Below are 11,791 nucleotides of genomic sequence, written 5' to 3'. Positions count from 1 at the left end.
TGTTATCTTTTGCAATGAATTTAGCGCTGATTTCTTAAACATTAAAGAAAATGATGAGAATTATTTTTATGGGGTTTATGACAAAATATACCCGTATGAAGGCTTTTTTTATTGCAACTTAACTTACCAGCGAAAAAATCAATTTTGTAAAAAAATATTAGAAATCATACGCACGCAAAAAATAGATAAAGAACCGCAACTGACAGAATTTTGTCGTTCAAAGATCGCACCATTAAAAATAGAGTATTGCATTTTCCCACACTATTATAGGCTTTCTGAAGAGCATTTAAAGGGCGTGGCCAATGCAATTTATCATAACACCATTAAACAAGCCCTAAGAGAACCTATCGTTATACAATATGACTCTCATCCTTATTTTCAAATCAAGCCTTGGGACTATCCTTTTGGTTTGAAAGCGGATTTATGGCTGAACGCTTTGGCTAAAACCCCATTTATGAGCGATTGGTCTTATTTGATCACAGGGGGTGGGGAGATAGGTGGAGAAAAATGGCATTACTACCATAGCATTGCCGCTTATCATTACTACTTCCCTTTATGGAAAACAGAAGAACAGATCGCCCATGACGCTTTTAAGACCTTTTTGAATCATTATTCTTTACACATTCATGAGATTCCCCAAAACGCAAGGCGAAGATTATTTAAATACTGCATTTCAATACCACTCAAGAGTCTTATTAGTAAAACCCTTAAAATCCTAGGGCTTCATGGGATTGTTAAAAAAATCCTACTCAAGCTCTTAAAAAAGAGCTAGAGTCAAAGCCTTTAATCAAACGATTTTTTCATATCAATCACATAACGGAATTTCGCTTTCCCATGGGTTAGGTTGTGATAAGCGGTATCAATATCCTTGCCTAAAATCAAATCTATTTCAGGGTAAATATTGTGTTTGATAGAAAAATCCATCATCTCTTGGGTTTCTTTAATGCCCCCAATCAATGAGCCATAAACCTTGCGATTGCCTAAATGGATAAAATCAAAAACGCTAAGCGTTGGAGCGACTTCTACAGGGGGGAGTCCCACAAGGGCTAGATCGCCATTATAAGTTAAGAGCTTGAGATAGTCTTTTAAATCATAATGGGTAGGAATGGTTGAAATGATAAAATCCAATTCTTCTTTGCATTGTTTAGGGTCAGTGTAGAAATGTTTAACCCCCATGCTTAAAGCGTCTTGTTTTTTGTGTTCATTTCTTGCAAAAACGCTCACTTCAGCCCCCATAGCCACAGCGTATTTAACCGCCATGCTTCCTAGCCCACCAAACCCAGCGACGCCAACTTTTGTGCCTTTAGTAACCTTAGAAAATTTTAAGGGCGAATAAGTGGTGATGCCCGCGCAAAGCAAGGGGGCTACTTTTTCTAAAGGGGCGTTTTTATCCACGCTAATCACATAGTTTTCATCCACGACAATATTATTAGAGTATCCGCCCATGTGGGGTTCGTTGTCATGGAAAGAATCCAAACAATCATAAGTGAATACCACTTTGGTGCAAAACTGCTCTTGGTGTTCTTTGCAGGGCTTACACGCTTTGCATGAATTGACAAAACAGCCCACGCCCACCACATCGCCAACCTTAAATTTCTTAACTTCCTTACCCACTTCTTTGATGACCCCAGCAATTTCATGCCCAGGAATCATAGGATAAATGCCTTCTTTCCATTCGCTATAAGCGCTATGAATATCGCTATGGCAAATCCCTGCATAAAGAATGTCAATCAACACATCTTTAGGGCCTACAGCATGGCGGCTAAAATCATGGGGTTTGAAATGCCCGTCTTTAGAAAAAATAGCAAAACCTTTAGATTGAACTCTCATTGAAACTCCTTGTTTGATTAAAATACCGCTATTGTATCGTTTTTATGGTTTGCTTATATTTCTATAGGTTTAACTAATTTTATCATTGTTGGTTATATGGTATCGTTGTTTGGCGCACTTAAACACACCCCTTGTATAAGCCGCTTTTATTCTTAATGCTGCTATATCTTATCATGCAGTAAATAATTCTCTAATGCAATGCCCGCCCCATTAAGTCCCGGAGTTTTTTTCATCACGACATGCACAGGGATAGAAGCGAGAAACGCTCCCATGCGCCCTTTCGTTTCAAAACGCGCTCTAAAGGGCGAAGTTTTAAAATAATCAATGAATCGTGGGATAATCCCCCCACACAAATACACGCCCCCCCTAGCCCCCAAAGTGAGAGCCACATCAGCAGCGAGCGTGCCTAGCATGGAGCAAAAAGTATCCAAAGTCAATCGGCATATAGGGTAATCCCCATTCAAAGCACGTTCGCTAATGATTTGTGGGGTTAATTCAGCCTTGCTTAACTTCGCCACTTTTTCTAAGCCTTTGCGTTTAGACAGGGCTTCATAAATCAGCACCAAACCGCTCCCGCTCAAAAACCTTTCCGCGCTCACATGATTGAATTTAGAGCGGGCGTATTGCCACACTAAAATTTCTAAATCATCAAAAGGGGCAAAGCTCACATGCCCCCCTTCACCGGGCAAGACTTTTAAAGAGCCATCGCTGTTTTGGATAAGAGTGCTTACCCCAAGCCCAGTTCCTGGCCCTAAAATCGCTTTAGGAGCGTTGATTTCGCACTTAATCCCGCCTATTTGAGCCAGATCGTTTTCTTGCATCGCGCTAATGGCATAGGCTTGTGCGACAAAATCATTGATGACAAGCAATTTTTTTAAATTCAAACATTGCCGTGTCGTTTCAATAGAAAAAGTCCAGTGGTTGTTCGTCATTTGGACAAAATCCCCCATAATGGGCGTAGCCACCGCAAAAGAGCCATAAGTAGGGTGCAGTTTAAGGCTTTCTTTGCATTTATAAAGATAAAATCGCACCGCATCGCTCAAGCTTTCAAAATCTTTGCATGGCAAGACTTCAATGCACTCAATCTGTCGTGGGGCGACTTCCAAGCCAAAGCGCGCGTTCGTGCCGCCAATATCGGCTAATAGTCTTGGGTAAGTTTCAGTTTTTGGCATAAAACACCTCCGTGGTAACTTTTTGAGAATGTAAAATCCGAGCAATCGGCAGAGAATAGGGAGCGTTTTCTTTTAAAGCTTTTTCTAAAACTCCCCTTTTTTGCACTCCGCTAATGCTTAAGAAAAGTTTTTCGCAATTTTCTAAGGCGTTAATAGACATGCTCAAGCGCTCATAAGGAGCGTTAGCTGGCTTAGTTAAGACGATATTTTCTTTTTCTTCGTTTAAAAAAGCGCTCGTTTCAGGAAAAAGGCTAGCCGTATGCCCGTCAGTCCCCATGCCCAAAATGGCTAAATGGGGCTGTTTGAAATGCTGGTTAGCAAAATTAAAAAGCGCGTTTGTATCGCTAGAAATCTTTTTGGGCAAAAGCGGAATGAAAGAAGCTTTTAAGGCGTTATTTTGCAACAAGTAGTCGTGTAATAATTTGGTGTTGCTGTCATCATGATTGGTGTCTATAATGCGTTCATCCACCAAACTGACTAAACACGCATGCCATTTGAGATCTAAAACGCTCAATTTTTGCAACAAGCTAATGGGCGAACGGCCCCCAGAAAAAGCGATAGAAACTTGATGGTGCTTTTTTAAGGCGGCGTTAAAAAATTCTTTAAAACGCTCTGTTAAAGCCTTGTGGCAATCTTTCAAATTTTCAAATTCAAACAATTGATAACCCATGAAATCCCTTTTATTGATAGAGTGGTTTTAAAAATTCTGATTCGTTGAGATTATGGCTTTCATAGGAATATAAGGGCGTGGCGTTATTGATAAAACCCTCTATGAGCGTGTCAATAAAAACCCATGACGCTTCTAATTCCAATTGGTGGGCGAAATTATTGTGGTTATTTTGTATCGCATCATAGAGCAATTTAGCGTAGGGCTGTAAAAATTCTTGTTTGTTAGGGGTTTCTAAAATAAGGGGGTTTTGATGATCTTTTAGGGTGAGAGTGATTTTATCTTGAGAGAGGAAAAATTCTAGCGTATTGACTGCGTTAAAATGGATTTTCACGCTCGCTTGGCTGTGGGGCATTTTTTTAGCGTGCTTAAGGTAGAAAGGCACGCCTTTAAATTTAGGCGTATCCAAAAAGGCTTTAATAGCGACAAAAGTTTCTGTCTGGCTCTCTTTATTAACCTTATTTTCATCTCTATAGCCTTGATACTGGGCCCGAATAACCTGTTTTTTAAAATCTTTAGGGGGTTGTAAGGTTTTTAAAACTTTGATTTTTTCTTTCCTTAAGTCTTTTAAATCGTTGGGTAAATCTGTGGCGATAAGGGATAAAACTTGCAAGAGATGGTTTTGAACCATATCCCTTAAAGCCCCGATTTTATCGTAAAATTCGCCCCTTTCTTCCACCCCCAAAGTCTCATACACGCAGATTTCAACCGTGCTGATTTGATCCCATAAAATGTTTAAGATAGGGTTATTTAAGCGCAATTCAAGGATATTTTGAACGCCCTTTTTCCCTAAATAATGATCGATTCTAAAGATTTGTTCTTCTTTAAAAAAAGCGCTAATGCTTTGGAAAATCTCTTGACAAGTCTTTAAATCATGCCCTAAAGGCTTTTCTAAAATCAAGCGAGTGTTGGCGTGATTGAGCGCGTTTTGGGCTAAATTTTGAGCGGTCGTTGCAAAAAAACTAGGGGAGATAGAAAAGTAGAAAATCAAGGGCTTATTGTTTGTAGCGATTTTACTCAATTCTTCAAAGTCTTTAGAGTTATCCAAACGGATGCGCAAATAACTGATATGGGCTAAAAATTCCTCACCCTTTTCTCTTGAATGCAGTTGTGTTTTTTCACAAAGAAGCGCTAAAAACTTTTCATTGGATAGCTCCTTACGCCCCGATGCGATAATTCTAGAATCGTTTTTAAAACCATAATGAATATAAATTTCATAGAGCGAAACAAAGAGCTTTCGCATGGCTAAATCCCCAGTCGCGCCAAAAAGAACCAAATCAAAATCCAACATCAATAACCCTTTTAGAGTGTTTTTAAGTTATTATTATATATTAAATCTTAATTGAAGGGGTGTTCATGCCTAAGCATTCTTTAGAACAAATCAAAGAAAAAATTACAGAGCGTAGCAAAAAAACCAGAGAGCTTTATTTAGAAAATATCTTTAACCCTAAAAACCAGCCCAAGATTGAGAGCTTGGGTTGCGCGAATATTGCGCATGTTACAGCGAGCATGCCAGAGCATTTAAAGATGCCTTTAGGTTCGCATAAAAGAAAGCATTTTGCGATTATCACCGCTTATAATGACATGCTTTCAGCCCACCAACCTTTTAAAAATTACCCTGACTGGATTAAAAAAGAATTGCAAGAGCATAACGCTTATGCGAGCGTTGCTAGTGGGGTGCCAGCGATGTGTGATGGTATCACGCAGGGTTATGAGGGAATGGAATTGAGCTTGTTCAGTAGAGATGTGATCGCATTAAGTACCGCCGTAGGGTTAAGCCATAATGTTTTTGACGGGGCGTTTTTTTTAGGCGTGTGCGATAAGATTGTGCCAGGCTTACTCATAGGAGCGTTAAGCTTTGGGAATTTAGCGAGCGTGTTTGTGCCAAGCGGGCCTATGGTGAGCGGGATAGAAAATTATAAAAAAGCCAAAGCGCGCCAAGATTTTGCGCTAGGAAAAATCAACAGAGAAGAGCTTTTAAAAGTGGAAATGCAAAGCTATCATGATGTGGGCACTTGCACTTTTTATGGCACGGCTAATTCTAATCAAATGATGATGGAATTTATGGGGTTGCATGTGGCTAATTCTAGCTTTATCAACCCTAACAACCCCTTACGAAAGGTTTTAGTAGAAGAGAGCGCTAAAAGATTAGCGAGCGGAAAAGTCCTGCCTTTAGCCAAACTCATTGATGAAAAAAGCATTCTTAACGCGCTTATAGGCTTAATGGCGACAGGAGGTTCTACTAACCACACTTTACATTTGATCGCTATCGCTAGATCTTGTGGGGTGATCCTTAATTGGGACGATTTTGACGCAGTTTCTAACCTCATACCCCTTTTAGCTAAAGTCTATCCTAACGGATCAGCGGATGTGAACGCTTTTGAAGCCTGTGGGGGCTTAGCGTTTGTGATCAAGGAATTGTTAAAAGAGGGGCTTTTATTTGAAGACACTCATACCATCATGGATACAGAAACGCAAAAAGGCATGCAAAATTACACCAAAACCCCCTTTTTAGAAAACGACCACTTGGTGTATAAAGACGCCATCAATCATAGCCTGAATACGGATATTTTACGCCCTGTGAGCGAGCCTTTTGCCGCTAATGGGGGGCTTAAAATTTTAAAGGGTAATTTAGGGCGGGCCGTGATTAAAATTTCAGCCATTAAAGATGAGCATAGGAAAGTTAAAGCCAGAGCGATTGTTTTTAAAACCCAAAGCGAATTTTTAGAACGCTTTAAAAATAAAGAATTAGAAAGGGACTTTGTGGCGGTCTTGCCTTTCCAAGGGCCTAAATCTAATGGCATGCCAGAATTGCACAAACTCACCACGAATTTAGGGGCTTTGCAGGATATGGGCTATAAGGTCGCGCTCGTTACGGATGGGCGCATGAGCGGGGCGAGCGGGAAAGTGCCTAGCGCGATCCATTTAAGCCCTGAGGGGGCGTTAAACGGGGCGATCATTAAGATTAAAGATGGCGATTGGATAGAATTAGACGCTCCTAATAACGCCTTGAATGTGCTTGAAAAGGATTTTGAAAATAGAGGCATCAACCCCTTGTTTTTAGAAACCTTAGAAAATTTAGAAAAGCCTACTTTTGGGCTGGGTAGGGAATTATTTACGAGTTTGAGATTGAATGTTGATACCGCTGAAGAGGGCGGCATGAGTTTTGGCATAAAGGTATAAAGGAGATAAAATGCAAGATAAAACAATAGAGGTTTTACAAATTAGCCCCATTGTCCCTGTGGTGGTGATTGAAAATATAAAAGACGCTGTGCCTTTAGCGCAAAGCCTGATAGAGGGGGGTATTCCAATCATAGAAGTAACTTTGCGCTCCAGTTGCGCTTTAGAAGCCATAGAGCTTATCGCTAAGAATGTGCCAAAAATGCGTGTGGGCGCTGGCACGATTTTAAACTCTGCTCAATTAGAGCAGGCTCAAAATAGGGGGGCAGAGTTTTTGATTAGCCCGGGCCTTACGCCTAGCCTTTTAGAACACGCAAAGAAAAAAGGCATGCCCCTAATACCCGGGGTTTCTAGCAGTAGTGAAGTCATGCAAGCTTTAGAATGGGGCTATCACGCTTTGAAATTTTTCCCGGCAGAGTATTGTGGGGGCGTTAAGCTTTTAAACGCTTTTAACGGCCCTTTTAAAGGGGTGAAATTTTGCCCCACTGGGGGGATTAGTGCAGATAACATGCGTTCTTATTTGAATTTAGAAAATGTTTTATGCGTGGGGGGGAGCTGGCTTACCCCTAAAGATTTAATTCAAAACAAAGAGTGGGGTAAGATCACAGAAATTTGCAAGCGGGCGTTAGCTTAAGATAACAAAGAGATCATGGCATTTTGTATTTGCTTAATAACACTATAATAAAATTTTTAATAAGGAGATATATCATGTTAGAAAATGTCAAAAAGTCCTTTTTTAGGGTTTTGTGCTTGGGTGCGTTGTGTTTAGGGGGGCTAATGGCAGAGCAAGACCCTAAAGAGCTTGTGGGTTTGGGCGCAAAGAGCTACAAAGAGCGAGATTTTTCTCAAGCTAAGAAGTATTTTGAAAAAGCTTGCGATTTGAAAGAAAATAGCGGGTGTTTTAATTTAGGGGTGCTTTATTATCAAGGGCATGGCGTGGAAAAGAATTTGAAAAAAGCCGCCTCCTTTTACGCTAAGGCTTGCGATTTAGATTACAGCAATGGGTGTCATTTGCTAGGGAATTTATATTATAGCGGGCAAGGCGTGTCCCAAAACACCAATAAAGCCTTACAATACTACTCTAAAGCGTGCGATTTGAAATACGCTGAAGGGTGTGCGAGCTTAGGGGGGATTTATCATGATGGTAAAGTGGTAACTAGGGATTTTAAAAAAGCGGTGGAATATTTTGCTAAAGCGTGCGATTTAAACGATGGCGATGGTTGCACGATATTAGGGAGCTTGTATGATGCAGGCAGAGGCACGCCTAAAGATTTGAAAAAAGCGCTCGCTTCGTATGACAAAGCTTGCGACTTAAAAGACAGCCCGGGGTGCTTTAACGCAGGGAATATGTATCATCATGGCGATGGCGTGGCGAAGAATTTTAAAGAGGCTCTCGCTCGTTATTCTAAGGCATGCGAATTGGAAAATGGCGGAGGGTGTTTCAATTTAGGGGCTATGCAATACAATGGCGAAGGCGTAACAAGGAATGAAAAACAAGCCATAGAAAACTTTAAAAAAGGCTGTAAATTAGGCGCTAAAGGGGCATGCGATATTCTCAAGCAGCTCAAAATTAAAGTTTAGTTTGAATAAGGCTTGATCAAACGGCTTTAAAAGGCGGTTTTTTTGGAGGGTTAGGGGGATTTAGGGGAGGATTGTTTCAAAATACTTCCTATCCCCTTAATAATGAGCTTAAAATAAAGCAATCAAAATTCTTTTTTTTTAAAACTTAAAGAGTCGTTAAAGTTTAAAAAAACCTTAAGTATTTAACTAAAATAAAGCCTTTATTTTAAAACCCCTTAAGGGTTTTTATGGGTGGGTAGGGGAGCGAAAGTTTGGCTTGTGGGCATGATTTCTATGCGGTTGATATTGACATGCAAGGGTTGTTCATAAATCCATAGCACGATGTTAGCAATATCTTGTGGTTTGAGGTAAAGGGTGTTTTCATAGACGGATTGGGCTTTGATTTTATCGCCCTTAAAACGCACCATGCTGAATTCTGTTTCGCCGCACAAACCTGGTTCAACATTACTCACTCTAATGTTAGTGCCAGCCAAATCCGCTCGCAAATTTAAAGAAAATTGCTTCACAAACGCCTTGCTCGCTCCATAGACATTCCCGCCAGGATAGGGGTAAGTGCCAGCGATAGAGCCAAGATTGATGATAGTCCCTTGGTCATGTTCTATCATAGAGGGCAAGATCAAACGGGTGAGATGCAACAACCCCTTGATATTCGTGTCTATCATGATTTCCCAGTCGTCTAACTCGCATTCATAAGCCTTGTTTAAGCCTAGTGCTAAGCCGGCGTTATTGATTAGAGCGTCAATGCGATCCGTCATGGAGAAAATAGTCTCTACCGCTCGCTTAGTTTCAGGCTTGTTTTGAAGATCAAAACACAAGGGAATGAAATGCTTGGGGTAAGCGAGTTGCAATTTTTGTAAATTCTCTTTTCGCCTCCCTGTGCCAAAAACCACATGGTTTTTTTGTAAAAACGCCTTAGCGATTTCTAGCCCAAACCCTGAAGTCGCCCCGCTAACTAAAATGTGCGCCATTTCTCTATCCTTTAAAATTTTAAAAAAGCCCCTTAAGCCCTTTTTCAAGCTTTTCTTTGAGCTTATCATCTTTAAATAAATGGTCTAAACCTTTTTTAAGGGTGTCATTTTTTAAGATTTCTTTCAAGCCTTGTTGCAGGTTTTGTTGGATGGCTTTCTCATTTAAAATGAGGGAAAATTTTGGCTGGTGCATGCTGCCTTGAAGTTTCATTTTAAAAATGAATTTTAAAATTTCCGCATCCATGAGCATGTCCATTTGTTTGGTGCTTAAATCCAACAAGCCGTTATGGATTTTCAATTGGGTTTTGGGGCTTTTTAAACTCAAATCAGAGAGCAGGCGTTGCTGGTTGATTTGGCTTACCAAATTGGCATCGTTATAAATTTCTTTCGTAATATCAAATTTAGAAATGGAGTAGAGGAAATCGCTGAATGCATTTTTGAGGAATCTTGCGTTTTTTAGGCGGGCTTTCAATACGCCTTGTTTGGTGCTAAGGTCATAATCCAAGTTAGCGTCTGCAATGGATTGGAAAAATTTAGGGTAATGGAATAAATCTAAGGCCTTTAAAGTGGAAATATTGGAAAAACGGGCTTTCAAATCTTTATTTAAAAGCGTGAAATCCAGCGCGCCGTCTAATAAATTTGAATGGCCGCTGATTTTTAAAAGTTTGGGGCTTTGCTCTATATCGCCTTTTAAAGTCAAGCTCCCTTTTAAGGGGTGGTTGGTAATGTTTTGGAGTTTGGCTAGGTTGGGTATTTCTAAAGTGTAGGGGGCGTTGAGTTTTAAAACAGAGAAAAGATATTCGCTTTTTAGGGCTGTGAAATTAACTAAAGGGCTAGTTAGGGTGGTATCGCTGATGGCTTTGTTTCCTTTAAAATCGCTTGAGTGCGAGAGGCTGAAAACAAGCGTGTCTTTAAGGTTTAAATGAAAAATTTGATTCATTAAAGCGTTGTTGATTAAAGCGTTATTAGCTGTTAGGATCAAATGCCCTTCTAAGGGCTTTAGAGAGTTAAAATCCGCTTGTAAGGACACTTTTGCGTTCGCATAAGCGGGGCGATTGATTAAATAAAGCAAATCTTCTAAATTGGCGTCTTTTGCGTTCAAGTTTAAGTGAGAAAGCTTGAAATCATCTAAAAGGGCGTTGTAGGCAGTGTGGGATTGAGCGACATTAGAGACGCCTTGAACTACAAGGGCTTTTCTATGCCCTTTAATGTTCCCAGAAGTCATAATAGCCCCCCTTAAAGGGTAGGGTATCCATTCTTTGAAAGAGTATAAATTTTTAATGTCTATATGGTAATTCAAATTTACGCTTTGCTTTAAAAGCGAGAAATCCCCCTTAAGAATGAGCGTGGAATCATCGTTGGCTTGAGCTTCAAAGTCTAAAGAGTTGAATCTCAATTTAAAGGTTTTAACGCTCAAGTAGCGTTCGTTCGGGTTGATTTTTTTCTCTATATACGAAGCGATGATTTTGTTCCCCCATTCTGTGAAAAGGATAAGATAGGTTGTTAAAAGGCCGATTAAAAGAAGCGCGAGTAGGGTATAAAGAAATTTTTTCATGTTTGTTTGTCCTTGAAATAAATTGAATGGAATATATTAGCTTGTTTTGTAAGGGTTTCTAACATTTTTTCCACGCTCTAACGAAAGGCTTGAATTGAGCTGATAAAGAAAGAATTAAGTGCTCAAAACCCACAATTTAGTAACAACACGCTTACAATCATTAATGTAACGACGTTAAGCTTAGCAGTAATTTAGATAGTAGGAGTAAAAATTTTTATAGCGATAGGAATTCTATAGATTTTAAGGATGCCAGGCCACTACCTAGCACTCTTAATGAAGAAATACTATCTCAAAAAGATTTAACAGGTCAAGAGGATTATTAAAAAATACAGAAAATTTAAATGAATTGACACCAAAATTTTAAGCCCCTTAGAGCAAATATAAGCCGATAAAGCCGCCAAAGATAGAAAGCGAAAGATTACAAAGCAAAAGAGATTTTGCACAATATAAAGAACAAAGCAAACAAAAAGTCTCAATCCAACTTAATCTTTCATCAAGGAGCTTTGAGTTAAAAGACTTGCGGCGTTAAACAAAGACGATCCAATCGTTTAAGATTTCTCAACCAAGACACGACTGACAAAAAGAAAAAATTAAGAAAAAAATTTAAGGAGAAAACAATGGTGGAGAATAGCGGGATCGAACCGCTGACCTCCTGCGTGCAAAGCAGGCGCTCTCCCAGCTGAGCTAATTCCCCAAAGATGGTAAGAAATGGTGGGCTTAGGAGGAGTCGAACCTCCGACCTCACCCTTATCAGGGGTGCGCTCTAACCACCTGAGCTATAAGCCCTTAAAGTCAATAAAGACGAAATTATAGATTAAATTTTCTTAAGAAATCCTTA

10 protein-coding genes and 2 tRNA genes are annotated in these 11,791 nt (G+C 39.8%); 4 read left to right on the top strand and 8 right to left on the bottom strand.

Annotated features, from left to right (window positions below; genetic code table 11):
* On the top strand, window positions 1-772 hold a 772-nt coding region (locus DBU79_RS07830), incomplete at its 5' end, for a glycosyltransferase family 8 protein (RefSeq protein ID WP_195834247.1).
* Between the two features lie 11 nt (window positions 773-783).
* On the opposite strand, the gene DBU79_RS07165 is transcribed toward DBU79_RS07830, so the two are convergent.
* From DBU79_RS07165 to DBU79_RS07150, 4 genes are all read right to left on the bottom strand, one after another.
* Window positions 784-1,830 carry an NAD(P)-dependent alcohol dehydrogenase gene (locus tag DBU79_RS07165; RefSeq protein WP_021307896.1) on the bottom strand — a complete coding sequence of 349 codons (1,047 nt, stop codon included), beginning with the start codon at window positions 1,828-1,830 and terminating at the stop codon, window positions 784-786.
* A gap of 161 nt (window positions 1,831-1,991) precedes the next feature.
* Window positions 1,992-3,002: a glucokinase gene (locus DBU79_RS07160; protein ID WP_154411987.1), complete on the bottom strand. Its 1,011-nt coding sequence runs from the start codon at window positions 3,000-3,002 to the stop codon at window positions 1,992-1,994.
* Window positions 2,989-3,672 carry a 6-phosphogluconolactonase gene (gene pgl, locus DBU79_RS07155; RefSeq protein ID WP_154411986.1) on the bottom strand — a complete coding sequence of 228 codons (684 nt, stop codon included), beginning with the start codon at window positions 3,670-3,672 and terminating at the stop codon, window positions 2,989-2,991. Before pgl ends, DBU79_RS07160 begins: the two co-directional genes overlap by 14 nt.
* Window positions 3,673-3,682: 10 nt before the next feature.
* Window positions 3,683-4,960 (bottom strand): glucose-6-phosphate dehydrogenase, encoded by a 1,278-nt coding sequence (locus DBU79_RS07150; RefSeq protein WP_154411985.1) that lies wholly within the window; start codon window positions 4,958-4,960, stop codon window positions 3,683-3,685.
* A 65-nt stretch (window positions 4,961-5,025) separates the two neighbouring features.
* Here DBU79_RS07150 and edd point away from each other — a divergent pair, with 65 nt between their 5' ends.
* The 3 genes from edd (at window position 5,026) to hcpC (ending at window position 8,430) form a co-directional block, all read left to right on the top strand.
* Window positions 5,026-6,852: a phosphogluconate dehydratase gene (edd, locus tag DBU79_RS07145; RefSeq protein ID WP_154411984.1), complete on the top strand. Its 1,827-nt coding sequence runs from the start codon at window positions 5,026-5,028 to the stop codon at window positions 6,850-6,852.
* 10 nt (window positions 6,853-6,862) lie between these two features.
* Window positions 6,863-7,483 carry a bifunctional 4-hydroxy-2-oxoglutarate aldolase/2-dehydro-3-deoxy-phosphogluconate aldolase gene (locus tag DBU79_RS07140; RefSeq protein ID WP_134890123.1) on the top strand — a complete coding sequence of 207 codons (621 nt, stop codon included), beginning with the start codon at window positions 6,863-6,865 and terminating at the stop codon, window positions 7,481-7,483.
* Between the two features lie 74 nt (window positions 7,484-7,557).
* Window positions 7,558-8,430 (top strand): Sel1-like repeat protein HcpC, encoded by an 873-nt coding sequence (gene hcpC, locus DBU79_RS07135; RefSeq protein ID WP_134890124.1) that lies wholly within the window; start codon window positions 7,558-7,560, stop codon window positions 8,428-8,430.
* A gap of 215 nt (window positions 8,431-8,645) precedes the next feature.
* Here the strand turns inward: hcpC and DBU79_RS07130 are convergent, their stop codons facing one another.
* From DBU79_RS07130 to DBU79_RS07115, 4 genes are all read right to left on the bottom strand, one after another.
* Window positions 8,646-9,398, bottom strand: a complete 753-nt coding sequence (locus DBU79_RS07130) for an SDR family oxidoreductase (protein ID WP_154411983.1) — start codon at window positions 9,396-9,398, stop codon at window positions 8,646-8,648.
* A gap of 19 nt (window positions 9,399-9,417) precedes the next feature.
* Window positions 9,418-10,953: a hypothetical protein gene (locus tag DBU79_RS07125; protein WP_134889956.1), complete on the bottom strand. Its 1,536-nt coding sequence runs from the start codon at window positions 10,951-10,953 to the stop codon at window positions 9,418-9,420.
* Window positions 10,954-11,571: 618 nt separating this feature from the next.
* Window positions 11,572-11,647: transfer RNA gene (locus DBU79_RS07120), tRNA-Ala, on the bottom strand.
* Window positions 11,648-11,662: 15 nt separating this feature from the next.
* Window positions 11,663-11,739: transfer RNA gene (locus DBU79_RS07115), tRNA-Ile, on the bottom strand.
* Window positions 11,740-11,791 lie beyond the last annotated feature (52 nt).

The sequence above is a fragment of the Helicobacter pylori genome (genome assembly GCF_009689985.1).
GTDB lineage: Bacteria > Campylobacterota > Campylobacteria > Campylobacterales > Helicobacteraceae > Helicobacter > Helicobacter pylori_CG.
Note: the sequence above shows the minus strand (reverse complement) of the source record. Positions and strands in the feature narration are given on the sequence as shown.